A 24,965-nucleotide genomic window follows, 5' to 3' on the forward strand; every position below is an offset into this window, starting at 1 on the left:
GTCATGAGCGGTCTCGGAGGCCTCAACAAATCGGCGCATGGTGTCGTCGTCGGTCTGGTGCAGTTGCAGCTGCCGAGCGTGAAGACGCCGGCCGACCTCGCCGCGCAGGCGCAGCGCATCTGCGAGTTGGTGGGCAAGGCCCGCCGCAACCAGTCGACCATGGACCTCGTGGTGTTCCCGGAGTACGCGCTGCATGGACTCTCGATGGACACCAACCCCGAGATCATGTGCGCGCTCGACGGCCCTGAAGTCGCGGCCTTCAAGAATGCCTGCGTCGAACATCGCATCTGGGGCTGCTTCTCCATCATGGAAGCCAACCCCGGCGGCAATCCCTACAACAGCGGCCTGATCATCGACGACCACGGCGAGATCAGGCTCTACTACCGCAAGCTGCACCCGTGGGTGCCGGTCGAGCCGTGGGAGCCCGGCAACCTCGGCATTCCGGTGTGCGACGGACCCAACGGCAGCAAGCTGTCGCTCATCATCTGCCACGACGGCATGTTTCCCGAGATGGCGCGCGAGGCCGCGTACAAGGGCGCGGACATCATCCTGCGCACGGCCGGCTACACCGCGCCCATCCGCCATGCGTGGAAGATCACCAACCAGGCCAACGCTTTCTGCAACCTCGCCTACACCGCGAGCGTATGCCTGTGCGGCAGCGATGGCAGCTTCGACTCGATGGGCGAGGGCATGTTCTGCAATTTCGACGGCACCGTGCTGGCCGAGGGCGGTGGCCGCATCGACGAGATCATCACCGCCGAGCTGCGCCCCGACCTCGTGCGCGAGGCCCGCACCGGCTGGGGCGTGGAGAACAACATCTACCAGCTCTACCACCGCGGGTATGTCGCGGTGAAGGGCGGCGCACAGGACTGCCCCTACACCTACATGCACGACATGGCCGCCGGCACCTACAGGCTGCCATGGAGCGCCGAGGTGAAGGTGACCGACGGCACGAGTTGCGGCTTTGCGCCGCCGCAACGCAACTACGCAGGATCACGACCATGACCACCACCATCGCCAACACCACCGAACGCCACGTGGCCGCCGAGCCCTATGCCTGGCCCTACAACGGCGCGCTGCGGCCCGACAACACCGCGCTCATCGTCATCGACATGCAGACCGACTTCTGCGGCAAGGGCGGGTACGTCGACGTGATGGGCTACGACCTGTCGCTGGTGCAGGCGCCGATCAAGCCGATCGCGCGTACGCTGGCGGTGCTGCGGCCGCTGGGCTATCACATCATCCACACGCGCGAAGGCCACCGGCCCGACCTCGGCGATCTGCCGGCCAACAAGCGATGGCGGTCGCGGCAGATCGGTGCGAATGGCGTGGGCATCGGCGACGACGGGCCGTGCGGGCGCATCCTGGTGCGCGGCGAGCCGGGCTGGGAAATCATTCCGGAACTGGCGCCGTTGCCGGGCGAGATCGTGATCGACAAGCCGGGAAAGGGGTCGTTCTATGCGACGGATCTCGAACTGATCCTGCGTACGCGTGGCATCGAGAACATCATCCTTGCGGGCATCACGACCGATGTTTGCGTGCACACCACGATGCGCGACGCGAACGACCGGGGGTTCGAGTGCCTGCTGTTGTCGGACTGCACGGCTGCGACGGACTACGGCAATCATCTTGCTGCGCTGAAGATGATCACCATGCAGGGCGGCGTGTTCGGGGCGCATGCCACCTCGCAGGCTTTGCTGGCGGTTGCATGAAGCTGTTTTGTTCGGGGCGCGCTCACGCCGACGGGGTACCTTGCTCCGCGAATGTCCCCCGGCCTTCGGCCTCCTCCTTTACTTCGCTGCGCAAAGCACCCCATCGGCGTGATCGTTCAGAGCGGTCGTTGATCGGCCCTAACACGCACTCAAGGGATGGCAAACGAACATGAGCGCCATATCACCCCACGCCATCGGCGGCCTTCCCTCAGGCACTGGTGCACTCGCGCTCGACACCTACGAGCTCACCAAACGCTTCGGCGCCTTCACGGCCATGGACCGCGTGACGATGCACGTCGAGCCCGGCACGGTGCATGCGCTGCTTGGCGAGAACGGCGCGGGCAAGAGCACGCTGGTGAAGTGCGTGGCGGGCTTCCAGCGCGCGGAGGAGGGCAGCATCCTGATCGACGGGCGCGAGCAGGACATCGCCAACCCCATCGTGGCGCGCGCGCTGGGCATCGGCATGGTCTACCAGCATTTCACGCTGGCGCCCGGCATGACGGTGGCGGAGAACCTGTTGCTCGCAGGCGGCAAGACGCCGGCGCTGATCGACTGGAAGACGAAGCGCGCGGAACTGAAAGACTTTCTTGCGACCACGCCGTTCAGCCTCGACCTGGACGTGCGGCCTTCGGAGCTTGCGGCCGGCGAGAAGCAGAAGCTCGAACTGCTCAAGCAGCTGTACCTGAAGCCGCGCCTGCTGATCCTGGACGAGCCCACCTCGGTGCTTACGCCACAGGAGGCCGACGAGGTGCTGGGTCATGTGCGCGAGTTCGCGCGCAGCGGGCTGTGCACGGTGCTCATCATCACGCACAAGTTTCGCGAGGTGATGGCGTATGCCGACAGCGTGACGGTGCTGCGGCGAGGCAAGGCGGTGCATCACTGCCGCGTGGTTGACACCAGCCCGGCGCAACTGGCGCAGGCCATGATGGGTGGCGAGCAGGCAACGACATCGACGCCTGTCGCCAGGAAGCCCGTGCCTGCCAATGCGCCTGTTGCATTGAAGGTCGAAGGACTCAAGGCGCAAGGCGATCGCGGCACGCTGGCGCTGCACGACCTGAGCCTGTCCGTGCGCGCGGGAGAAATCCTCGGCGTGGCTGGCGTCTCCGGCAATGGGCAGCGCGAACTTGTAGAGGCGCTCGTTGGCCAGCGTCCGCGCCTTGCAGGCAAGGTCACGGTAATGGGGCAGCCCTATGGTGCGCACCGCGCCGAGAACCGCAAGCTCAAGGTCCGCAGCCTTCCCGAAGAGCCGCTGCGCAACGCCTGTGTCGGCGACCTCAGCGTCGCGGAAAACATGGCGCTGCGTGATTTCGATCAACCGCCTTTGTCGCGTGGCGGTGTGCTGAGCTTTCCGTATTGGCGCAGCAGGGCGCGCGAATGGATCGCGGAGTACGGCGTGAAGACGCAGGGCGAAGGTGCGCCGATCCGCAGCCTCTCCGGCGGCAACGTACAGCGCGCGGTGCTGGCCCGGGAGCTGGCCGGCGACATCAACGTGCTGATCGCCGCGAACCCGGTGTTCGGCTTGGACTTCGCGGCCGTCGCCGAAATCCACTCACGCATCGTGCAGGTACGCGAGAAGGGCGGGGCGGTGCTGCTGATCAGCGAAGACCTCGACGAACTGCTCGAACTGGCGGACCGCATCGTCGTGATGAGCGAAGGGCAGATCGTTTTCGAGACTTCGGCGGCTGGTGCGGAAAGACACGTGATCGGAGCGCACATGGGCGGTGGGCATCACGAGCCGTTGAAGGCTGCGGCATGAACGCATCGGAACCAGCGAGCAAAAGCATGCGCATAGAACAAGCCAACCCATTCCCCTACGAGTTCGACGTAGCAAAGACCGCGCTGGTCCTCATCGACATGCAGCGCGACTTCATCGAGCCCGGTGGCTTCGGCGAAACGCTGGGCAACGATGTCTCGCTGCTCGAAGCCATCGTCCCCGCAACCAAAGAAGCACTGCGGGCGTGGAGACAAGCCGGCGGCCTCGTAGTGCACACAAGGGAAGCGCACGCCGCCGACCTCTCCGACTGCCCACCGGCCAAGCGAAACCGCGGCAATCCCACGCTGCGCATTGGCGACGAAGGCCCCATGGGCCGCATCCTCGTGGCTGGCGAGCCTGGCAACCAGATCATCGAAGCGCTCACCCCCATCGACGGCGAGATTGTCATCGACAAGCCCGGCAAAGGCGCGTTCTATGCTACCGGCCTGCACGAACTGCTGCAGCAGCGCGGCATCACCCACCTGCTGTTCGGCGGCGTCACGACCGAGGTCTGCGTGCAGACCAGCATGCGCGAAGCCAACGACCGCGGCTACGACAGCCTGCTGCTCGAGGACTGCACCGAAAGCTATTTCCCGGCATTCAAGGCGGCGACGCTCGACATGGTCCGTGCACAGGGTGCCATCGTCGGCTGGACCGCGCCGAGCGCCGCGCTGCTCGAGGCGCTGAACAGCAGCCCTTCTTCTTGATGCCGACGCCAGCGACTACCATTCCACACGTGTCTACCGTTCGAACCCGCCCCGAATCTCCCGTTACTGCCACCGATACGGCCGTTTTCCGCACGCGGGCCGACGAGGTCTACGCGCAGCTCAAGCGCGACGTGGCCGACTTCATCCTCGTGCCCGGCGACCGCTTCACCGAGAGCGAGATCAGCGACCGGCTCGGCGTGTCGCGCACGCCGGTGCGGCAGGCGCTGTTCCGGCTGCAGCAGGAAGGCTTCGTCGAAGTGCTGTTCCGCAGCGGCTGGCGCGTGCTGCCCTTCGACTTCGACCAGTTCGAGCAGCTCTACGACCTGCGCATGGTGCTGGAGACCACCGCCGTGCACCGGCTGTGCGAGACCGACCGCCACATCGATCGCGGCCTGCTCGACACGCTGGCCGGCATCTGGCTGGTGCCTGCGGCGCAGCGCAGCAGCGACATGGCGCAGGTGGCGCAGTGGGACGAAGCCTTTCATTGCTCGCTCGTGGCGGCAGCCGGCAACGCCGAGATGGCACGCGTGCACGGCGACGTGACCGATCGCATCCGCATCATCCGCCGGCTCGACTTCACCAAGCAGCCGCGCATCGATGCCACCTACGACGAGCACGCGAAGATCCTGAAGGCCGTGCGAGCCAATCGCGGCGACCAGGCCGCGATGCTGCTGCGCGCGCACATCGAGACCAGCCAGGCCGAGGTGCGCAAGATCACGCTGCACCAGGTGCATCTGGCGCGGCACGCGGGGAAGGCCTCGGCGCCGCGCTGAACGAGCCTGCTGCTGCCTCAGTCAGCGGTGATGTTGCCGCGCTTGACGACTGCGGCCCAGCGGTCCGCATCCTTCTTCATCAGCATGCCGAATTCGGCCGGCGTCGAGCTTGCCGGCACCATGCCCTGCGACTCGAACGACTTCGCCACCTCGGGCTGCTTCAGCACCGCCGCGATCTCCTTGTTGAGCCGCGCCACCACGTCAGGCGGCGTGCCCTTCGGCGCGAGCACGCCGTACCACATGTCCACGTTGTCGGCGGTCACGCCGGCCTCGGACAGCGTGGGAACGTCGGGCAGCTGTGGCAGGCGCTTGCCGCTGCCGGTGGCAATGGCCTTGAGCTTGCCCACCTGGATGTGCTGCAGCGCCACGTGCACCGGCAGGAACATGTAGTCGATGCGCCCGCCCAGCAGGTCGGTCACCGCGCCGGCCGTGCCCTTGTACGGCACATGCAGCATCTCGGTGCCCGTGCCCTGCATGAACAGCGCCATCGACAGGTGGTGCGGCGTGCCGACGCCCGGCGTTGCATACGTCAGCTTGCCGGGGGCCGCCTTGGCAGCGCTCACCATCTGCGACACCGTCGTCGCCTTCTGCACGTTCGGGTTCGTCACCAGGAGCAGCGTGCCCCACGAGGTGAGCGACACCGGCGCGAAGTCGGCCACCGGGTCGTAGCTCAGCGAGCGATACAGGCTGCGGTTCATCACCAGCGTGTTGACCTGCACCATCAGCGTGTAGCCGTCGGGCTTGGCGCGAGCCACGCGCTCGCTGCCGATGTTGCCGCTGGCGCCGGCCACGTTCTCCACGATCACCGGCTGGCCCAGCAGGGCAGGCAGGCGGGCCGAGAGCTGGCGTGCCACCAGGTCGATGCCGGTGCCGGGCGTGTAGGGCACCACCAGCGTGATCGGTTGGTCAGGCCAGGCACAGGCAGCGGTGGCGCCCGTCGCGAGAAGCAGGGCGGCGAGGGTCTTCTTGGTTTTCTCGATCAGCGAACGCATGGTCGTGTCTCCGTGTTCTTTTCAGTGATGCTCAAAGGTAGGAGGCGCGCGCCTTCAGCGCCACCGGGTCGTAGCCGGCCACGCGCTTGTAGTTGTCCGAGATGGCCTGCAGCTCGGCGACGGGCACGACGTCCTCGATGTTCCGGAAGCGCTTGCCGCCCGAGCGCTCGAACACTTCGCGCAGGATCGCGTCGGGCGGGTTGCTGCGGTTGGTCAGCACCACGTTCGTGGTGGCCTTCACGCGCACGCGGTCGTAGTCCTCCAGCGCGGCGGTGCCTACGCCCAGGTCCTTCAGCGCACCGGCCAGGAAGCGCGCATCGATGATCGCCTGCCCGGCGCCATTGGAGCCGCGCGGCACCATGGGATGCGCCGCGTCGCCCAGCAGCGTGAGGCGGCCGTGCGTCCAGCGCGGCAGCGGGTCCTGGTCGACCATCGGGTACTCGAGGATGGTGTCCGACGCGAGGATCAGCGCGGGCACGTCGAGCCAGTCGAAGTGCCAGTCGGCAAACGCAGGCAGGAAGTCTTCGAGCCGGCCCGCGCGGCTCCAGTCGCGCAGGGCGGGCTGTGGCGCGTGGATCTCGGCGACCCAGTTCACGAGCTGATTGCCCTCGGCGTCGATGTCGTTGCGGATCGGGTAGATCACCATCTTGCCGACCGCGAGCCAGCCCGCGCGCACCATGCTGCCGCCCGAGAGAAAGGGCTTCCAGCGCGCGGTGCCGCGCCACATGTTCACGCCCGAATAGCGCGGTGCGCCTTCATCCGGGTACAGCTGCTTGCGCAGCGCCGAGTGGATGCCGTCGCAGCCGACCGCGATTGCGCCGCGCACCGAAGGCGCATCGGCAAGGTGCGCGGTGACGCCCCCGGCGTCCTGTGTCACGCCCGTGCAGCGGCGGTTGCACACCACGCTGTCGGGGCCGAGGCGCTTCAGCGTCTCTTCGTACAGCACCGTCTGCAGGTCGCCGCGGTGAATGGAGAACTGGGGCCAGTCGTAGCCCGCGTGTTGGCCGGCGGCCTCGCGGAAGATCAACTGGCCGTGCTCGGTGAAGAACACGGCCTCCTGCGTGCGCACGCCCACCTTGTCGAGGGCGTCCAGCAGCCCGAGTTCGGTGAGCTCGCGCACGGCATGCGGCAGCAGGTTGATGCCCACGCCCAGCGGCTTCAGCTCGGGCACGGCCTCGTATACGCGGCAGGGAATGCCGGCCTGGTGCAGGCTCAGCGCCAGGGTCAGGCCGCCGATGCCGGCGCCCAGGATGATGACTTCGTTGCTCATGAATGGTCGGTCGTTGCGTTCGGTTTTGTCTCGGGCCGCATTAGGAACGCAAGCTGGTCATTTGGGAAATTTAGATGTGATATGGATTTATCATGAATCCTTATGAACCTATCGACCCGCCAGATGCGCGCATTCCTGCAGGTGGCACGCATGGGCAACTTCACGCGCGCGGCCGAGCAGGCGCACATCACGCAGGCGGGGCTCAGCATCCTGATCCGCGAGATGGAAAGGCAGCTGGGCTGCCGGCTGTTCGATCGCACCACGCGCGTGGTGAGCCTCACGCCGGCAGGGCGGCGCTTGCTGCCAGTGGTTGAACGGCTGGTGACCGATCTCGACGACGTGGCGGCCGAGCTGGGCGCCGAGGGCGACGCCGCGCGCCAGACGCTGCGCATTGCGGCCACGCCGCTGGTGTCCTCGCATCTGCTGCCGCAGGTGTTCACCACCTTCCGCGCGGCGCATCCGCAGGTGAGCCTGCGCCTGTTCGACGCCGACCTGCGCGACGTGGAGGCGATGGTGGCGGCCGGCGATGCCGATGTGGGCCTGGGCTTTTTCTTCAAGGCCGCGGCGGGGCTGGAGCGCACGCCGGTAGGGCGCTTTCACCTGATGCGGGTGGCGCCTTGCGATGGTGATGGCGAAGAGCCGCCTGCCATCGGCACCGCGCCATGGTCCGTGTTGCGCAGCGCCGAACTCCTCGGCCTGCCGCCCGGCAACCCGATCCAGAAGGTGATCGACCAGCATCTGGCCATCATCGGCCGCGCCGACGCGCAGCGGCCCGCGTTCAACTTCTTCGGCACGCTGATCTCGATGGTGGAGGCCGGCTTCGGCACGGCCGTGATGCCGACCTTTGCGCTGGCCGCCTGCCGCCGGCACCGCGTGCGCACCGACGTGCTGACCAAGCCGAAGGTGGGGCTCGACTTCTTCCGCATCACCAAGCGCGGCGCGCACGAGACCGAAGCCATGCAGGCCTTCGTCGCCACGCTGGAGAAGGCGCTGCCCGCGCTGTCGCGCTAGCGGGCGTCCGCGGCCTGCGCCCCGGTGAGCCGCTTGCGCAGGAACTCCGCGAAGGCATAGGCGATCACCGGCAACTGCCGGCCGCGCAGGCTGGCCAGTACCAGTTCGCCACGCGGAAAGCCGCGGTCCTCGATGTCCCGCGCCACGATGTCGGGGGCTTCGGCCGCGGCGCCGATGGCCATCTGGAACGAGATCGAGCGCCCGTCGTAGAGGCAGCCGCGCAGGAACTCGAAGCTGTTGCTCTCCACCATGGCCCTTATCCGCGTGGAGCTGCGGGCGAGAAAGCGCTCCAGCATCTGGCGCCCGCCGGTGTCGCGGTTCGGCAGCACCACAGGGTAGTCGGCGCAATCGCTCAGGCGCAGGGTCTTGGACTTCGCCAGCGGATGGCGCTTGTGCATGATGGCCATGAGCTTCTGCTCGACCGCGCACACGCGCTCGATGTCGGACTCCGGCGCCAGGTTGAACACCAGCGCGAGGTCGCTCTCGAAGCTGCGCAGCGCGTCGGCGGCCTGCACGTGGTCGCCGATGCGCGCATCGAAAGCCACCAGCGGGTGCTCCGCAGCGAAGTCATTCACGGCCGCCGGCAGGAAGCGCGGCGCGAGCGCCTGGCTGGCCACCAGCCGGACGGCGCCCCGGCGCAGGCCCTGCAGGTCTTCTATTTCGGAGCGCACCCGCTCCAGCTCCGAAGAGCGGCCGCGGATGTAGCGCACGAACAGTTCGCCCGCGGCGGTCAGGCGCATGCCGCGCGGCAAACGCTCGAAGAGCGGTGTGCCCAGTTCGTCCTCCAGGTCCTGGATGCGGCGGTTGACGGCGGAGGGTGCGACATGGAGCCGCTCGGCCGCCTGGCGGATCGAGCCGGCCCGGGCGACCTCGTCTGCATAGCGCAGGAAGCGAAGGTGGTTCATGCCCGTGGCGATTGCACGAAGCGCGCCAGGAGTGCCGCTTTTACCGTTGCCGCAACGGCAACGGGCAGTACGTGAATCGGTATGGATTCGGAGCACCTTCTGGCACGGCGACTGCGTGCCGATCTCGCATGACACGCCGATCTGCACCCTCGCGCACCAATGCGGCGCAACCGCCCGTCCGTTTCGGTCCGGCGCCCCACAACGCCTGGACACTCGCCGGCGGCCGGGTCAGCCTCGTGCGCTTCCCGAAGCGGCCACGGCCCGTGCAGATGCCCGCCGAGCCGCAGCCGATCGAGTTCGACCTGGCGCGCAGCGCGCTCGTCGTGGTCGACATGCAGAACGACTTCTGCCATCCCGAGGGCTGGTTCGCGCAGAAGGGCATCGGCATTCGCGCGGCGCGCAAGCCCATTCCGACCATCGCGCGGCTGCTGCCGGCATGGCGCGCGGCTGGCGGCGGCGTGGTGTGGCTCAACTGGGGTATTCGCGCGGACCGCCTCAACCTGTCGCCCACGGTGCAATTCAAGGGCAAGCGCAGCGCAGACGGCGTGGGCTATGCGGAGCATTCGCCCATCGACCACGGCCCGTCGCTCGTGCAGGGCGAGTGGGGTGCGCAGGTGATCGACGAGCTGGCTGTAGCGCCCGGAGACATCACGGTGCACAAGCACCGCCTCAGCGGCTTCTGGGACAACGAGCTCGACAGCGTCCTGCGCCAGCAGGGCATCACGACGCTGCTGTTCGCCGGCATCAACACCGACCGCTGCGTGTTCTCGACGCTGCAGGACGCGAACTTCCTCGGCTACGACTGCGTGTTGCTGAAGGACGCGTGCGGCACCCCGTCGCCGGCCTACGTGACGCGCGGCATTCATTTCATCGTGCAGCAGCTGCACGGTTTCGTTGCAACCGCCGAGTCGCTGCTCGCTTCGCTTTCCTCACTCTCCAAGAAACGCTAGGAGTCCTCCGCATGCCGCTGTCCTTCTTCGCCAACTCGCGCCTCGTGCGTTCGCTCGCTTCGCTGGGCGCTGCCGCCGGCCTGGCCCTGGCGGCCGTTTCCGCCGCCGCGCAGGTGCCGGTCAAGCTCGTGCTCAACTGGAAGTACGAAGGCCCGCAGGCCTGGTTCTTCGTCGCCCAGGACAAGGGCTACTTCAAGGCCGAGGGCCTCGACGTCGAGATCGACCAGGGCGAGGGCTCCGCGGCCTCGATCCCGAAGGTGGCGGCGGGCGCCTACCAGGCCGGCTTCGGCGATCTCAACGCACTGGTCGACCTGGCATCGAAACGCCCGGCCGATGCGCCGGTGGCGGTCTACATGCTCTACAACACGCCGCCCTTCACGCTGGTGGTGAAGGAGGGCAGCCCCATCAAGACGCCCAAGGACCTCGAAGGCAAGACCATCGGCGGCCCCGCCAACGACGGCGCGCTGAAGCTGTTCCCGGCCTTCGCCAGGATCGCGAAGGTCGATGCGTCGAAGGTAAGCATCACCAACATGGCGCCCAACCTGCGCGAGCAGATGCTCACGCGCGGGCAGATCGACGCCGCCTTCGGCTACGTCACCACCGTGAGCTTCAGCGCGAAGGCGATGGGGCTCGATCCGGCGAAGGACCTGCGCTTCATCCGCTACGGCGACCACGGCATGGACCTGTATTCGAACGCCGTGTTCTTCTCGCGCGTCTTCGCCCGGGACAACCCCAAGGCGGTGCAAGGCTTCGTGAAGGCGTTGAACCGCGCGGTGAAGGAAGTCATTGCCGACCCGGACATGGGCATCGACTACGTCATGAAGCGCGAGCCGCTGCTCAAGCGCGAGGTCGAGAAGGAAAAGCTGCTCGCCACGCTGCGCAACGACATGAGCCACCCGGAGGTGGCCCGCATCGGCCTGGGCGACGTGGACGACGCGCGATTGAAGAAATCCATCGACATCGTGGTGGACGCCAACCAGCTGCCGCGCACACCGGCGCCTGCCGAAGTGTTCGACCGCAGCTTCCTGCCCGCGCGCGCCGAGCGCCCCTCCAAGACTTTGAACTGAAAGCGAGAAACGACATGGAACTGCAACTGAGAGACAAGGTGGCGCTCATCACCGGCCCGGCCAAGGGCATGGGGCGCGCCGTGACGCTGGCCTTTGCCCGGGAAGGCGCGAAGCTGGTGCTGGCCGGGCGCGACATCGGCGCCATCGAGCCTGTGGCCGAGGAGGCGCGCGCGCTCGGCGTCGATGCGGTCGTCGTGCCCTGCGACCTGACCGTGGGCTCGCAGACCGAGGCACTGGCCGCGCATGCGCTGGAGGCCTTCGGCCGCATCGACGTGCTGGTCAACGTGGCCGGCGGCTCGGGCCCGATCGGCAAGACCGGCTGGGAAACCACGAGCGAGGAATTCGACGAGATCGTGCAGCTCAACATGACAGGCTGCTTCAACACAATGCGCGCCGTGCTGCCCTCGATGATCGAGCGCAGGAGCGGCAAGGTGGTGAACGTCGGCGGCACCTTCGGCATGCGCGGACGCGCCGGCCGCATGGCCTACTCGGCCTCGAAGTGGGGCCTGCGCGGCATCACCAAGAGCTTTGCGCTGGAGGCCGGCCCGTACGGCATCAATGTGAATTGCGTGGCGCCCGGCATGGTCGACGGGCCGCGCTTTCGCGAGAAGGTGTGCGCCAACATGGCCGACAAGCTCGGCATCACGCTGGAAGAAGCGATGACGCGGCACGCGGCCGACTATGCGCTGCGCCGCGTCTCCACCGATGCCGACGTTGCCAACGCCTGCCTCTTCATGGCGAGCGATGTGTCCCGACAGATCACCGGCGTCGACCTGCCCGTCGACGGCGGCTGGGCCATGCTCTGAGGAGACCGGCATGAAAGAAGTCGACCTCGTCATTCGCGGCGCGCGCGTCGTGTCCGCAGACCAGATCATCGAAGCCAGCGTGGCCATCGCAGGCGAGCACATCGTGGCCGTCGGCCATGACGACACCATGCCGCCGGCGCGCGAGGAGATGCGCGCCGACGGGCTGTTTCTGCTGCCGGGCGCCATCGACAGCCACGTGCATTTCCGCGACCCGGGCTACCCGAACAAGGAAACCTGGAAGACCGGCTCGGCCGCCGCCGCGATGGGCGGCGTGACCACCGTGTTCGAGATGCCCAACACCAATCCGGCGACGGGCACCGTCGAGGCCCTGCGCCTGAAGCAGAAGGCAGCCGAGTCGTCGTATTGCGACTTCGGCATCCACGGCCTGTTGGGCGACGATACGGTCGAGCGGCTCGAAGAACTGCTCGACGCCGGCGTCACCAGCTTCAAGGCCTTTGTCGGCAACACCTTCGGCAACCTGCCCGCGCCTACCGATGGTGCGTTGCTCGAGGGTTTCGAGAAGCTCGCCCCGTTGGGTATCCGCACCGTGGTGCATGCGGAGAACTCGTCAATCCTGCAGCGCCGCCAGAAGCAGATGCAGGCCGCCGGCCGCATCGACGCGATGGCGCACCTGGCCGCGCGCCCGGCGGTGGCCGAGATCGAAGCCATTGGCCGCGTGCTCACCTTGGCCGAGTGGACCGGCGCGCGCGTGCACATCGCGCACCACAGCGCGGCCGATTCGCTCTTCCTGCTGCGTGAAGCCAAGCGCCGCGGCGTCGACGTGACGGCCGAGACCTGCCCGCAGTACCTGCTGCTGAACACCAGCCACATGCTGAAGCTCGGCGGCGTGATGCGGCTCAATCCGCCGATCCGCGAGGCGCGCCACAACCAGCCGTTGTGGGACGCGCTGCTCGACGGCACGCTCGACATGATCGCGACCGACCACGCGCCGCACACCCCCGAAGAGAAGACCCGCGAGAGCATCTGGGACTGCGACTGCGGCTTTCCGGGCGTGGAGACGCAGATGCCGCTGATGCTGACCGAGGTGAACCGCGAGCGCGCCACGCTGATGGACTACGTGCGCTGGAGCGCGGTGAACCCGGCCAGGGCCTGGGGCCTGTATGGCACCAAGGGCGTGATCGCGCCGGGTGCGCACGCCGACATCGCGATCGTCGACATGCAGCGCGCCGGCACGCTGTCGCAGAACCGGCTGCAGAGCATCAGCAAGATATCGCCGTGGAACGGCCGCGCGGTGAAGGGCTATCCGCTGCACACGCTGCTGCGCGGGCGCTTCGTGATGCGCGAAGGCAAGCTGGTGAGCGATGCGGTCGGCTGGGGGCGCACGGTGAAGGGTGTGCAGAAGATGCCCACTCCGAAGCCGCGCAACACCGAGCACTACAGCAGCGCCATCCTGCAGACGCCGGCCGGCGTGCCTGCGACGGCCGTGCCGGTGGGTGCGGTGGATTGGAGCGCCGCATGAACGCGGGTCGCGTGCAGCAGGTGCAGGTATGGCGCATCCCGTGCAGCGGGCCGGGCGACCTGAGCGGCGCCAGGGCGCTGATCGATGCGGGCGAGATCGTCGCGGCCGACATCGTGGCCGTGATGGGAAAGACCGAAGGCAACGGCTGCGTCAACGACTTCACGCGCGAGTACGCATCCAGTGCCTGGTGCCATCTGCTGGCGCCCGCGCTGGGTTGCACGCCCGACGCGGTGCATGCCCGCGTGGCGCTGGTGATGTCGGGCGGCACCGAGGGCGTGCTGTCGCCGCATTTCACGGTGTTCACGCGGCGCTGGGTGGCCGAAGCGCCGGCTGGCCCGGGCAAGCGCCTCGTGGTCGGCGTCGCGCACACGCGCGCCTTCCTGCCGGAGGAATTGGGCCGCACCGCACAGGTCGACGCCACGGCCGAAGCCGTGGCCGAGGCCATGCGCGATGCGGGCATCGAGAGCGCGGACGACGTGCACTTCGTGCAGGTCAAGTGCCCGTTGCTTACCGCGGCCAAGGTCTCCGCCGCGCTGGCACGCGGCGCCGCACCCGTGACCCACGACAGCTATGAGTCGATGGGCTATTCGCGCGGCGCATCGGCGCTCGGTGTGGCGGTCGCGCTTGGCGAAGTCGCGCGCGAAGAGGTCTGCGATGCCAGCGTGATGAGCGATTGGCGGCTGTTCTCCGCGCGCGCATCGGCCTCGGCCGGCATCGAGCTGGAAGACAACGTCGTCATCGTGCTCGGCGAGGCGCAAGGCAGCGCGTCGGCGTTCCGCATCGCCCATGCGGTGATGCGCGATGCGATCGACGCCGCGAGCGTGCGCGCCTTGCTGCGCGATGCCTTCGGGCTCGACCCGGAGCGCGATGCGCAGGCTTTGTCGGCGCGGCTCGTGAACCTGCTCGCGAAGGCCGAGGCCAGCCCCGACGGCCGCGTGCGCGACACGCGCCACACCATGCTCAACGACTCCGACATTCACTCGACGCGCCATGCGCGTGCCGTGGTGGGCGGTGTGCTGGCCTCGGTGGCCGGCCATACGGCGCTGTACGTGTCGGGCGGCGCCGAGCACCAGGGGCCCGCGGGCGGCGGCCCGGTGGCCGCGATCCTGCGGGTGGACGACACGGACTCCACATTTTCCTGAAGGACCTCATGGGCAACGCATTCATCCAACTGTCCGACGTGATGCTGCGCTATGGCGGCGGCACCATCGCGCTGGACCATACGACGCTGGACATCGAGAAGGGCGACTTCGTTGCCCTGGTGGGCCCGAGCGGCTGCGGCAAGTCGACCATCCTGAAGCTGGTGGCCGGCCTGCTGAGGCCGAGTGCGGGCGCGGTGATTGCCGGTGGGCGCGAGGTGGGCGCGGCCGGCACGCTGGCCCCGGCGGGTGCGCATGCGTCGACAGCACCGCGCCTTCGCATCGGCCTCGCCTTCCAGAACCCAACCATGCTGCCGTGGCTCACGATCCGCGAGAACGTGATGATCCCGCTCAAGATCGTCGAGCCCTTCCGGCAGCACTACCGCAGCAAGAAGCGCGGCGAATACGCCGAGCGCGCCGATGCGCTGCTGGCGCAGGTGGGGCTCAAGGGCTTCGGCGACAAGCGGCCGTGGCAGCTGTCGGGCGGCATGCTGCAGCGCGCCTCGCTGTGCCGTGCGCTCGTGCACGAGCCCGAACTGCTGCTGCTCGACGAGCCCTTCGGCGCGCTCGACCAGTTCACGCGCGAGGAGCTGTGGGACATCATGCAGACGCTGTGGATCGCCAAGCGCCCGACCGTGCTGCTGGTGACGCACGACCTGCGCGAGTCGGCCTACCTGGCCAACCGCATCTGCGTGATGAGCGCGCGGCCGGGGCGCATTCTCGAAACGCGCGACGTGGGCTTCGCGCGGCCGCGCACGCTGGAGAGCAGCTATGCGCCCGAGTTCGCGGCGCTGGTGCAGCAGCTGCGCATGCGCATCGCGCAGGCGCGCCGCGAAAGCGATGCGGTGCCAGTACCGATGCTGGTGCCGCCTGGGAATGTGCTCGAAGAGGTGGCCGCATGATCGCGCCGCTAGCACGGCAACGCCTGCTTTCCGCGGGCGCGCTCGTCGGCTTCTTCGTGCTCTGGGAGGTGGTGTGCCTGGCCTTCGGCGTGTCCGACCTGATCCTGCCGCGCCCGAGCCAGATCGCGGCGGTGTTGATCCAGAAGATGCCGCTGCTGTGGCCGCACACCGTGCAGACGCTCTACACCACGCTCGCCGGCTTCGTGCTGGGCGTGGGAGCGGGCATCGTCATCGGCGTGATGATCGGCTCTTCGAAGCTGGCCTACGACGTGACCTATCCGCTGCTGGTGGGGTTCTCCAGCATTCCGAAGGTGGCGGTGGTGCCGCTGTTCGTGGTGTGGTTCGGCGCGGGCACGGTGCCGGCGATCCTGACCTCGATGGTGATCAGCATCTTTCCGGTGGTGGTCAACGTGGCCACCGGCCTCGCGAGCACCGAGCCCGAGCTGGAGGACGTGCTGCGCGTGCTCGGCGCGAGGAAGCGCGACATTCTCTGGAACGTGGGCCTGCCGCGTGCGCTGCCCTACCTGTTCGCCTCGCTCAAGATCGCGATCACGCTGGCCTTCGTGGGCACCGTGCTGAGCGAGACGGTCGCGTCCAACCAGGGCATCGGCACGGTGATGATGATCGCCAGCGGCAACTTCGATGTGCCGATGGTGTTCGCCGGGCTCTTCCTGCTTGCTGCGATGGGGGTGGCGCTGTATGCCGTCTCGTCGCTGGTCGAGCGGCGCATGACGGGCTGGGCCCAGCGCAAGACCGACATGGCGATGGCATGAACGACATGAGCGATCTCGTCCGTATCACCGCCGGCGGCCTGCGCTTCGTGGCGCAGACGCACCCCGACGCGCCGCTCACCGTCGCGGCCTTTCGCCGGCTGCTGCCTTACCGGCAGAAGCTCATTCACGTGCGCTGGAGCGGCGAAGGCTGCTGGGTGCCGCTGGGCGACTTCCAGCTGGGCGTGGGCTTCGAGAACCACACCAGCCATCCGTCGGTGGGCGACATCCTGTTCTACCCCGGCGGCTACAGCGAGACCGAGATCATCCTGGCCTACGGCGCCTGCAGCTTCGCCAGCAAGATGGGCACGCTTGCGGGCAACCACTTCCTCACCATCGTCGAAGGGCGGGAGCAGTTGCGCACGCTCGGCACCAGGGTGCTGTGGGAAGGCGCGCAGGACGTTCTCTTTGAAGCCATCTGATTCAACCCACGGGAGCCTCGCATGTCCTTTCCAGTATCCCGCCGCGCAGCGGTCGTCGCGGTGTCCGCCGCGTTGGGCGCATCGCTCGCGGCGCTTCCGGTGCGCGAAGCACGCGCCCAGCAGCTCACGCCTATCAAGTTCGTCCTCGACTGGAAGTTGCAGGGCATCCATGCCTGGTACTACCTCGCCGAAGACCGGGGCTACTTCGCCGCGGAAAAGCTCGCGGTGACGATCGACCAGGGCGACGGCTCGGCGGCGGCCGTGACCAAGGTGATGGCCGGGGCCTACGACGCGGGTTTCGGCGACGTGAATGCGGTCATCCAGAACGCGGCCGCCAAGCCCGGCGCCGCGCCCGTGATGGTCTACATGGTCTACAACCGCGCGCCGTTCGCGCTCATCGTGAAGGCGGGCAGCCCCATCAGGACCCTCAAGGACCTTGAGGGCCGCACGCTGGGCTCGCCGGCCGGCGGCGCCGCGCAACGCATGTTCCCGCTGATGGCGGCCCGCAACGGCGTGGACGCGGGCAAGGTCAAGTGGACCAGCATGGCACCCAACCTGCAGGAGCAGATGCTGCTGAAGGACCACGTCGAGGGCTCGGCCGTGTTCTCGGTGACCAGCTACATGAACCTGGTGGCGCAGGGCGTGGACCCGGACAAGGACATCCGCTGGTTCCACTACGGCGACCACGGCGTCGACCTGTACGGCAACGGCGTGCTGGTGTCCCGCCAGTTGCTCAGGGACAAGCCGCAGGCCGTGGCCGGGCTGGTGCGTGCCGTCAACAAGGCGGTGCGCGACACGGTGGCCGACCCCGACGCGGCCATTGCCGCGTTGATGAAGCGCGAGCCGCTGCTCAACCAGGCGCTGGAGAAGCGGCGCCTGCTCTACACGCTTCGCACCGTGATGCTGACGCCCGAGGTTGGCACCGGCGGCATCGGTGACGTGAACGACGAGCGCATGACGCGTGCCATCGGGCAGGTGAAGGAAGCGTTCGAACTGGCGAATGCACCGACCGCAGGCGAGGTCTTCGACCGGCGCTTCCTGCCGCCGCTTGCGGAGCGCAAGATCGCTGCGCCCTGAACGCCCACCCGACTACGAAGGAAACGCCATGTCCGCTCGCATGCACGAAGGCCCGCTCGACTGCGCCTGGCTGCTGGCCGATCCCGGCGCGCAGCCTGCGCAATCGGATGTGCGCATCGAGCTGGAGGACGGCTGCATCCGGTCGATCGCGCCGCTGGCGGAAGAGGCCGTCGCCGGCACGGGCACGCCGCGCCTGCTCGCGCTGCCGGCGCTGACCAACGCGCACGATCATGCGCGCACCTTCCGCAGCGCCACGCTGGGCGCCTTCGGCCAGCCGCTCGAAGGCTGGCTGCCGTTCCTGGGCGTGGTGCCGGGCATGGACCCGTACCTTTGCGCCGCGACCTCGTTCGCGCGTTCGGTGCGGCATGGCGTGGCGAACCTGATGGTCCACTACACGCGCGTGCAGGGCGGCATGGCCTATGTCGACGAGGCTAGGGCGGTGGCGCGCGCGGCGCGCGACGTCGGCGTGCGCATCGGCTTCGCCATTGCCATGCGCGACCGCCACGGCATTGCCTACTGCGACGACGCGAGCGTTCTGGCGGCGCTGCGCCCCGGCATCCGCCATGCAGTGGCCGAACGGCTGGCGGTGAAGCCGGTGGCGCCCGCGCAGCAGCTTGCGCTGGTCGACGAGGTCGCGCGCATGGTGGAAGAGGACGGCCATGGCGGCCACGCGACCGTCCAGTACGGCCCGACGGCGGTGCAGTGGTGCAGCACGCCGCTGCTCGAGGCAATTGCGCAGGCATCGGCCGACACGGGCCGGCCCGTTCACATGCACCTGCTCGAAACGCGCTATCAGCGCGACTGGGCCGATGCCAACCACCCCGGCGGCATCGTCCGTTTTCTCGACGACATCGGGCTGCTGGGCCCGCGCCTCACGCTCGCGCACTGCGCCTGGGCGCGGCCCGAGGAACTGGCGCTGATTGCCGAGCGCGGCGCGACGATCGCGGTCAACACCAGCTCCAACCTGGGGCTCAAGTCGGGCATTGCGCCGGTGCCCGAGATGCTGCGGCACGGATGCCGCGTGGCCATGGGCCTGGACGGCATGGCCTTCGACGAAGACGACGACGCGCTGCGCGAGATGCGGCTGGCGTACTCGCTGCACCGCGGCTGGGGCTACGACACCACGATGACGCGCGACCAGCTCTGGGCCTTTGCCGCGCGCAACGGTCCGCGCAGCGTGCGCGGCGGGCTGGCTGGCGGCGGCAGCATCGTGCCCGGCGCCGCGGCCGACTTGGTGTTGCTGGACTGGGATGCGCTCGACGACGACGCGCTCTTCGCCGAGACGGATCCGCTCGACCTGCTGTTGGCGCGCGGCAACGGCAGCCACATCGCCAAGGTGCTGGTCGGCGGGCGCGTGGTGGTCGATGCGGGCCGCGTGCAGGGCGTCGACGAGCCCGCGCTGCGCACCGAACTGCTGGCACGCATGCGCAGCGCGCTGGCGGCGGATGCTGCCGGCGCCTTGTCGTGGCGTGAGACCGTCAAGGCGCTGGCCGAGGACCTCGGGCCGTTCTACCGGCGCGGGCGGATGGGTGGCTGCTGCGGCTAGGCCGCGCCTTACAGCTTGAAGTCGTAGTCCACCGTGATCGGCGCGTGATCGCTGAACTTCACGGTCTTGTAGATCTGCTCGGTACGCGCCAGCGCCGCGGTCTTCGGCGTGGCCAGGTGGTAGTCGAGCCGCCACCCCACGTTGTTCGCATAGGCCTGGCCGCGGTTGCTCCACCAGGTGTAGGCATCGCCGGTGGTGTCGGGCTTGAGCATGCGGTACACGTCGACCAGGCCGGCGCCCTCGGCACCGGCGTCGAGCAGCTTCGTCATCCAGGCGCGTTCTTCAGGCAGGAAGCCGCTGTTCTTCTGGTTGCCGCGCCAGTTCTTCAGGTCGATCTCCTTGTGGGCGATGTTGATGTCGCCGCACAGCACGAACTCGCGCTCTTTCTTCAGTGCCAGCAGGTGCGGAAAGAAGCCTTTCAGGAAGCGGAACTTGGCCTCCTGCCGCTCCTCGCCCGAGCTGCCGCTCGGGAAGTAGCAGCTGATGACCGAGAACTTGCGCTTGGGCGTGTCGAAGCGCAGTTCGAGGTAGCGGCCCTCGGCGTCGAACTCGGCGTCGCCCCAGCCCACCACGACCTGGCTTGGCTTGTGCTTGGTGTAGATGGCGGTGCCGGCGTAGCCTTTTTTCTCGGCGAAGTGGAAGTGGCCCTTGAGGCCGGCCATTTCCTCGAACCGGCCTTCGATGTCGCTGGCCTGGACGCGGATCTCCTGCATGCAAATACAATCCGGCGCAAGTTCGGCCACCCAGTCGGCCACGCCTTTGGTAGCGGCCGAACGCAGGCCATTGAGATTGAGACTGGTCAGTTTGAACACAAGGAATTCCCGATGGCTGTAGATGGTGAGAAAAGCAGCGCGGTCGCACAGGACTTCGTCCAGTTTGCGTTGGATGCCGGCGTGCTGCGCTTTGGCGAATTCAAGACCAAGGCCGGTCGAATGAGCCCCTATTTCTTCAATTCGGGGCTCTTCGACGACGGCGGCAAGATCGCCCGGCTCGCCGGATTCTATGCAGACCGGCTGATCGAAAGCGGGCTCGAATTCGACATGATCTTCGGCCCCGCCTACAAGGGCATTCCGCTGGGCGCCACGGTAGCCGCCGAGCTTGCCCGGCGCGGGCGCAACTACCCCTTTGCCTACAACCGCAAGGAAGCCAAGGCGCACGGCGAAGGCGGCAACCTGGTGGGCGCACCGCTCAAGGGCCGCGTGCTGATCGTCGACGACGTCATGTCGGCCGGCACCGCGGTACGCGAGTCGATCGCGGCGATCCAGGCAGCGGGCGCCACGCCGCATGCAGTGGCCATCGCGCTCGACCGTCAGGAAAAGGCCACCGAGAACGGTGTCGACGTAAACCACAGCGCCGTGCAGTACGTGCGCAACCAGCTCGGCCTGTCGGTGATTGCCATCGCCACGCTGGACGACCTGCTGAGCTACCTCTCGGGCAACGCCGCTGCCGACCTGGGCGCGCACCGCGAGCGCGTGCTGGCCTACCGCACGCGCTACGGCGCCACCAGCTGAGGCAAGGGCACCCATGCACGACGCACGCGACGATCACGGCAAGCCGATCCGCCTGCTGGCGTCGGCTTCTTTCTTCCTGGCGGTTTCTTCGTTCTGCGGCGCCTTGCAAGCGCAACCGCAGAAAGTGGAAGGCGCCTCCCCCGGCATCTATACCTGCACCGATGCCCGCGGCCGCACGCTGACGGCCGACCGGCCGATTGCCGAGTGCACCGACCGCGAGCAGCGCGAGTTGAACCCGAGCGGCTCGGTGCGCCGCAAAGTCGAGCCCACCTACACCGCGCGCGAGCTGCAGGAGCGCGAAGACCGCGCCCGCGAAGCCGCCATCCAGACCGCGCGCCTGACCGACGAGCGGCGCCGCGAACGTGCGCTGCTGGTGCGCTACCCCAACCTCGCCACGCACGACCGCGAGCGCAGCGAGGCGCTGGCGCAGATCGATGCGGTGACCCAGGCGGCGCGCAAGCGCATTGCCGAGCTGAGCGAAGACCGCAAGAAGATCGACGAGGAGATGGAGTTCTACAAGCAGGACACCAGCAAGGCGCCGGGCGCGGTGCGCCGCAAGCTTGAAGACAACACCCAGAGCGTGGCGGTGCAGAACCGCTTCATTGCGGAGCAGGAAGAAGAGAAGAAGCGGGTGAATGCGCGCTTCGACGAAGAGCGCACGCGTCTGAAGACGCTCTGGTCGCCGCAGAACGGCGGGAATCCCCGCTGATGAACCTGCCGGGGCCTTGCACCAAGGCCCCGGTTTCTTGCCATCAGCCCAGCTTGGCTTTCAGCAGCTCGGTGACCTGCGCCGGATTGGCCTTGCCGCCGCTGGCCTTCATGACCTGGCCCACGAGGGCGTTGAGCGCCTTCTCCTTGCCGCCGCGGTATTCCTCGACGTTCTTCGCGTTCTTGGCGATCACTTCGTCGAGGATCTTGTCGAGCGCGCCGGTGTCGTTCATCGGCTTCAGGTCTTTGGCTTCGATGATCGCGTCGACATCGCTGCCTTCGCCGGTCCACAGGGCTTCGAACACCTGGCGCGCGGCGTTGTTCGGCAGCGTGCCGTCTGCGATGCGCTTCACCAGCTGGGCCAGTTGCTGTGCCTTCACCGGTGCGGCCTCGATGCCGATCTCGGCGGCGTTCAGGCGGCGCGCCATTTCGCCGGTGATCCAGTTGCTGGCGAGCTTGGGCGTGGCGCCCGCGTTCACGGCTTCGTCGAAGTAAGCGGCGAGCGCAGCGCTCTGCGTGAGTTGCGCCGCGTCGTATTCCGACAGGCCGTGGTCGCGCACGTAGCGCTCGGCCATCGCGCGCGGCAGCTCGGGCATGGTGGCCTTCACGCGCTCGATCCAGTCGGCGGCGATGACAAGCGGGGGCAGGTCGGGGTCAGGGAAGTAACGGTAGTCGGCCGAGTCTTCCTTGGCACGCATCGCGCGCGTCTCGCCTGTGTCGGGGTCGAACAGCACGGTGGCCTGTTCGATCTCGCGGTCGTCCTCGATCTCTTCGATCTGCCAGCGGATCTCGTAGTCGATCGCCTGCTGCATGAACTTGAAGCTGTTCAGGTTCTTGATCTCGCGGCGCGTGCCGAGCTTGTCGCCGGGCTTGCGCACCGACACGTTGGCGTCGCAGCGGAAGCTGCCTTCCTGCATGTTGCCGTCGCAGATGCCGATCCACGTGACGATCTTGTGCAGCTCCTTCGCATAGGCCACGGCCTCGGCAGTGGAGCGCATGTCGGGCTCGGTCACGATTTCAAGCAGCGGCGTGCCGGCGCGGTTCAGGTCGATGCCGCTCTGGCCGATGAAGTCCTCGTGCAGCGACTTGCCCGCGTCTTCCTCGAGGTGGGCGCGCACGAGGCGCACGGTCTTCTGTTCTTCGCCGAGGAAGAACGAGACCGAGCCGCCCTGCACGACCGGGATCTCGAACTGGCTGATCTGGTAGCCCTTGGGCAGGTCGGGGTAGAAGTAGTTCTTGCGCGCGAACACGCTGCGCGGCGCGATGTGCGAGCCCAGCGCCAGGCCGAGCTTGATGGCGCGCTCGACGGCGCCCTTGTTCATCACGGGCAGCGTGCCGGGCAGTGCCAGGTCGACCGCGCAAGCCTGCGTGTTGGGCTCGGCGCCGAAGGCGGTGGAGGCGCGGCTGAAGATCTTGCTCGCGGTCGACAGCTGCGCGTGCGTCTCGAAGCCGATGATGACTTCATAGCCGCGCACCAGCGGACCGGTCGGGCGGCCCTGTTGTTGTGCTTCGAATGTGTTCACGGTCTCGCTCATCTCAAAAGCCCTCCGGCGTGCGTGCATGCCAGTCGGTGGCATGCTGGAAGCGGTGCGCCGCATTTAGCAGCTTCGCTTCGCCGAAGTAGTTGCCGATCAGCTGCAGGCCCACGGGCATGCCGCCGTCGAAGCCCGCGGGCACGCTCATGCCGGGCAGGCCGGCCAGCGAGGCGGGCAGCGTGAAGATGTCGGCGAGGTAGTCGGCCACGGGGTCGTCGCCGTGCTCGCCGAGCTTCCATGCGGTGGTGGGCGCGGCGGGGCCGGCGATCACGTCGCACTGCCTGAAGGCCTGCTGGAAGTCGTCGGCGATCATGCGGCGCACTTTTTGCGCCTGCAGGTAGTAGGCGTCGTAGTAGCCGTGCGAGAGCACGTAGGTGCCGATCATGATGCGGCGCTTGACTTCATCGCCGAAGCCTTCGGCGCGCGTGCGTTCGTACATGTCGGACAGGTCCTTGTACTGCTTCGCGCGGTGGCCGAACTTCACGCCGTCGAAGCGGCTCAGGTTGCTCGAGGCCTCGGCCGCGGCAATGATGTAGTACACGGGAATCGACAGCTCGGTGCGCGGCAGCGTGACCTCGACGCGCTTGGCGCCGAGCTTTTCGTACTGCGCGAGTGCGGCATCGATGGCCGCGCGCACGCCGGGCGCCACGCCTTCGCCGAAGAACTCCTTCGGCACGCCGATGCGCAGGCCTTCGAGCGAGTCGTTCAGCGAGCGGCCGAAGTTCTCGGCGGGCTTGTCGAGCGAGGTCGAATCGCGGTCGAGGTCGGGGCCGCAGAAGGCCGACAGCAGCAGCGCGCAGTCTTCGGCCGAGTGGGCCATCGGGCCGGCCTGGTCGAGGCTCGACGCAAAGGCCACCATGCCGTAGCGCGAGGCGCGGCCGTAGGTGGGCTTGATGCCGGTCACGCCGCAAAACGACGCGGGCTGGCGGATCGAGCCGCCGGTGTCGGTGCCGGTGGCTGCGGGAGCCAGGCGTGCCGCGACTGCAGCCGCGCTGGCGCCGGACGAGCCGCCCGGAATGCGCTCGCGGTTCCAGGGGTTCTGCACGGGCACGGCCTTGTCGTGGCCCACGGCGGGCACGGCGATGTTCTCGTTGGCCGAGCCCATCGCGAACTCGTCGCAGCTCAGCTTGCCGAGCGTGACCGCGCCGGCTTCGGCCAGGCGCCTGACCACGGTGGCGTCGAAGGGCGAGCGGTAGCCCGCGAGCATCTTCGAGCCGGCGGTGGTGGCGAAATCGGCGGTGACGAAGATGTCCTTGTGCGCGATCGGCACGCCGGCCAGCGCCGGTGCGTTGCCGGTGGCGATCAGCGCGTCGGCGGCGCGGGCCTGGGCCAGCGTGACTTCTTCATTGACGTCGACGAAGGTGCCGAGCGACTCGTGCGCCTTCATGCGGCCGAGAAAAACCTGCGAGGCCTCGACGGCCGAGACCTTGCGCTCGGCCAGCGCCTTGGCCAGCGCGACCACGCTCATCTGGTGCAATTCACCGCTGCTCATTATTCGATCACCTTCGGCACGAGAAACAGGCCGGCTTCGACGGCCGGGGCGCTCTTCTGGTTGGCTTCGCGGTTATTGGGTTCGCTCACCACGTCGTCGCGCAGGCGCAGCGTGATGTCTTCGAGCGCGGCCACCGGATGGGCCAGCGGCTCGACGCCCGTGGTGTCCACGGAACGCATACGTTCGACTAAATCGAAAAAGCCGTTGATCTGGCTGAGCATGCGCTCGCTTTCATCGGAGGCAAGCTGCAGCCTCGCCAGAGAGGCAATGCGCTCAATATCGGAAGCGGAGAGTGACATAGGTCGGAACGGCCCAAAAAAGCGAAGGTAATCGCACGCCGAAGCGGGTGCTAATACAGGAATCAGAGGGGATTCGGGTATTATCCCGCCTTTGCCGCAACCCCCGCGAACGCGCCGGCTTTTGCGCCAAAAACGATC

At 67.8% G+C, this 24,965-nt stretch carries 25 protein-coding genes; 18 read left to right on the forward strand and 7 right to left on the reverse strand.

Annotated elements, in window-relative coordinates; genetic code table 11:
• Positions 1-3 precede the first annotated feature (3 nt).
• From ACN9MV_RS01655 to ACN9MV_RS01675, 5 genes are all read left to right on the forward strand, one after another.
• Positions 4-1,005: a formamidase gene (locus tag ACN9MV_RS01655; protein ID WP_426391109.1), complete on the forward strand. Its 1,002-nt coding sequence runs from the start codon at positions 4-6 to the stop codon at positions 1,003-1,005.
• Entirely contained in the window at positions 1,002-1,712 is a 711-nt protein-coding gene (locus ACN9MV_RS01660; RefSeq protein WP_426391110.1) for a cysteine hydrolase family protein, read from the forward strand. Before ACN9MV_RS01655 ends, ACN9MV_RS01660 begins: the two co-directional genes overlap by 4 nt.
• Positions 1,713-1,881: 169 nt before the next feature.
• Positions 1,882-3,468, forward strand: coding sequence for an ABC transporter ATP-binding protein (locus ACN9MV_RS01665; protein ID WP_426391111.1), 1,587 nt, complete (start codon positions 1,882-1,884; stop codon positions 3,466-3,468).
• A 26-nt stretch (positions 3,469-3,494) separates the two neighbouring features.
• Positions 3,495-4,172 carry a cysteine hydrolase family protein gene (locus tag ACN9MV_RS01670; protein ID WP_426391112.1) on the forward strand — a complete coding sequence of 226 codons (678 nt, stop codon included), beginning with the start codon at positions 3,495-3,497 and terminating at the stop codon, positions 4,170-4,172.
• 29 nt (positions 4,173-4,201) lie between these two features.
• Entirely contained in the window at positions 4,202-4,945 is a 744-nt protein-coding gene (locus ACN9MV_RS01675; protein WP_176928762.1) for a GntR family transcriptional regulator, read from the forward strand.
• A 17-nt stretch (positions 4,946-4,962) separates the two neighbouring features.
• Here ACN9MV_RS01675 and ACN9MV_RS01680 read toward each other — a convergent pair whose 3' ends face one another.
• Together ACN9MV_RS01680 and ACN9MV_RS01685 are read right to left on the reverse strand one after the other, a co-directional pair.
• Complete coding sequence (locus tag ACN9MV_RS01680) at positions 4,963-5,937, reverse strand: tripartite tricarboxylate transporter substrate binding protein (RefSeq protein WP_426391113.1); 975 nt, start codon at positions 5,935-5,937, stop codon at positions 4,963-4,965.
• Positions 5,938-5,968: 31 nt separating this feature from the next.
• The gene (locus ACN9MV_RS01685; RefSeq protein WP_426391114.1) at positions 5,969-7,207 is read right to left on the reverse strand and encodes a flavin-dependent oxidoreductase; all 1,239 of its coding nucleotides are present in this window, start codon (positions 7,205-7,207) and stop codon (positions 5,969-5,971) included.
• A 102-nt stretch (positions 7,208-7,309) separates the two neighbouring features.
• On the opposite strand from ACN9MV_RS01685, the gene ACN9MV_RS01690 reads away from it, so the two are divergent.
• A complete protein-coding gene (locus ACN9MV_RS01690; RefSeq protein WP_426391115.1) occupies positions 7,310-8,218 on the forward strand; it encodes a LysR family transcriptional regulator in 909 nt (302 codons plus the stop codon).
• Here ACN9MV_RS01690 and ACN9MV_RS01695 read toward each other — a convergent pair.
• The gene (locus tag ACN9MV_RS01695) at positions 8,215-9,123 is read right to left on the reverse strand and encodes a LysR family transcriptional regulator (RefSeq protein ID WP_093175520.1); all 909 of its coding nucleotides are present in this window, start codon (positions 9,121-9,123) and stop codon (positions 8,215-8,217) included. The two genes, ACN9MV_RS01690 and ACN9MV_RS01695, sit on opposite strands and share 4 nt — an antisense overlap.
• Before the next feature lie 128 nt (positions 9,124-9,251).
• On the opposite strand from ACN9MV_RS01695, the gene ACN9MV_RS01700 reads away from it, so the two are divergent.
• Genes ACN9MV_RS01700 through ACN9MV_RS01745 form a run of 10 tightly spaced genes read left to right on the forward strand, consistent with a single transcriptional unit; the run spans position 9,252 to position 19,282 of the window.
• Positions 9,252-10,073: a cysteine hydrolase family protein gene (locus ACN9MV_RS01700; RefSeq protein WP_426391117.1), complete on the forward strand. Its 822-nt coding sequence runs from the start codon at positions 9,252-9,254 to the stop codon at positions 10,071-10,073.
• An 11-nt stretch (positions 10,074-10,084) separates the two neighbouring features.
• Positions 10,085-11,140 (forward strand): ABC transporter substrate-binding protein, encoded by a 1,056-nt coding sequence (locus ACN9MV_RS01705; protein ID WP_093053504.1) that lies wholly within the window; start codon positions 10,085-10,087, stop codon positions 11,138-11,140.
• Between the two features lie 14 nt (positions 11,141-11,154).
• Complete coding sequence (locus ACN9MV_RS01710) at positions 11,155-11,946, forward strand: SDR family NAD(P)-dependent oxidoreductase (RefSeq protein WP_426391118.1); 792 nt, start codon at positions 11,155-11,157, stop codon at positions 11,944-11,946.
• 10 nt (positions 11,947-11,956) lie between these two features.
• Entirely contained in the window at positions 11,957-13,426 is a 1,470-nt protein-coding gene (gene allB / locus ACN9MV_RS01715; protein WP_093053511.1) for an allantoinase AllB, read from the forward strand.
• Positions 13,423-14,568, forward strand: a complete 1,146-nt coding sequence (locus ACN9MV_RS01720) for a ring-opening amidohydrolase (RefSeq protein ID WP_097200605.1) — start codon at positions 13,423-13,425, stop codon at positions 14,566-14,568. Before allB ends, ACN9MV_RS01720 begins: the two co-directional genes overlap by 4 nt.
• Before the next feature lie 8 nt (positions 14,569-14,576).
• Positions 14,577-15,467 carry an ABC transporter ATP-binding protein gene (locus tag ACN9MV_RS01725; protein ID WP_426391119.1) on the forward strand — a complete coding sequence of 297 codons (891 nt, stop codon included), beginning with the start codon at positions 14,577-14,579 and terminating at the stop codon, positions 15,465-15,467.
• Positions 15,464-16,240: an ABC transporter permease gene (locus ACN9MV_RS01730; protein WP_093076753.1), complete on the forward strand. Its 777-nt coding sequence runs from the start codon at positions 15,464-15,466 to the stop codon at positions 16,238-16,240. Before ACN9MV_RS01725 ends, ACN9MV_RS01730 begins: the two co-directional genes overlap by 4 nt.
• Before the next feature lie 5 nt (positions 16,241-16,245).
• Positions 16,246-16,659 (forward strand): DUF3830 family protein, encoded by a 414-nt coding sequence (locus tag ACN9MV_RS01735; RefSeq protein WP_093054233.1) that lies wholly within the window; start codon positions 16,246-16,248, stop codon positions 16,657-16,659.
• A 21-nt stretch (positions 16,660-16,680) separates the two neighbouring features.
• Complete coding sequence (locus tag ACN9MV_RS01740; RefSeq protein WP_426391120.1) at positions 16,681-17,736, forward strand: ABC transporter substrate-binding protein; 1,056 nt, start codon at positions 16,681-16,683, stop codon at positions 17,734-17,736.
• 28 nt (positions 17,737-17,764) lie between these two features.
• Positions 17,765-19,282 carry an amidohydrolase family protein gene (locus ACN9MV_RS01745; protein ID WP_426391121.1) on the forward strand — a complete coding sequence of 506 codons (1,518 nt, stop codon included), beginning with the start codon at positions 17,765-17,767 and terminating at the stop codon, positions 19,280-19,282.
• 8 nt (positions 19,283-19,290) lie between these two features.
• Here ACN9MV_RS01745 and ACN9MV_RS01750 read toward each other — a convergent pair whose 3' ends face one another.
• Positions 19,291-20,094 carry an exodeoxyribonuclease III gene (locus ACN9MV_RS01750; protein WP_426391122.1) on the reverse strand — a complete coding sequence of 268 codons (804 nt, stop codon included), beginning with the start codon at positions 20,092-20,094 and terminating at the stop codon, positions 19,291-19,293.
• A gap of 12 nt (positions 20,095-20,106) precedes the next feature.
• Between ACN9MV_RS01750 and pyrE the strand changes: the two genes are divergently transcribed.
• Positions 20,107-20,793: an orotate phosphoribosyltransferase gene (pyrE, locus tag ACN9MV_RS01755; RefSeq protein ID WP_093053529.1), complete on the forward strand. Its 687-nt coding sequence runs from the start codon at positions 20,107-20,109 to the stop codon at positions 20,791-20,793.
• Between the two features lie 13 nt (positions 20,794-20,806).
• The gene (locus tag ACN9MV_RS01760; protein ID WP_176928763.1) at positions 20,807-21,502 is read left to right on the forward strand and encodes a DUF4124 domain-containing protein; all 696 of its coding nucleotides are present in this window, start codon (positions 20,807-20,809) and stop codon (positions 21,500-21,502) included.
• 43 nt (positions 21,503-21,545) lie between these two features.
• Here ACN9MV_RS01760 and gatB read toward each other — a convergent pair whose 3' ends face one another.
• Genes gatB through gatC form a run of 3 tightly spaced genes read right to left on the reverse strand, consistent with a single transcriptional unit; the run spans position 21,546 to position 24,827 of the window.
• On the reverse strand, positions 21,546-23,036 hold the full coding sequence (gene gatB / locus ACN9MV_RS01765; RefSeq protein ID WP_426391124.1) for an Asp-tRNA(Asn)/Glu-tRNA(Gln) amidotransferase subunit GatB: 1,491 nt from the start codon (positions 23,034-23,036) through the stop codon (positions 21,546-21,548).
• Position 23,037: 1 nt separating this feature from the next.
• The gene (gatA, locus tag ACN9MV_RS01770) at positions 23,038-24,528 is read right to left on the reverse strand and encodes an Asp-tRNA(Asn)/Glu-tRNA(Gln) amidotransferase subunit GatA (RefSeq protein WP_426391125.1); all 1,491 of its coding nucleotides are present in this window, start codon (positions 24,526-24,528) and stop codon (positions 23,038-23,040) included.
• Positions 24,528-24,827, reverse strand: coding sequence for an Asp-tRNA(Asn)/Glu-tRNA(Gln) amidotransferase subunit GatC (gene gatC / locus ACN9MV_RS01775; protein WP_093053537.1), 300 nt, complete (start codon positions 24,825-24,827; stop codon positions 24,528-24,530). The genes gatA and gatC overlap by 1 nt, the downstream gene beginning before the upstream one ends.
• Between the last annotated feature and the right edge of the window lie 138 nt (positions 24,828-24,965).

Source organism: Variovorax sp. R-27 (assembly GCF_049913215.1).
Classification (GTDB): Bacteria; Pseudomonadota; Gammaproteobacteria; order Burkholderiales; family Burkholderiaceae_C; genus Variovorax.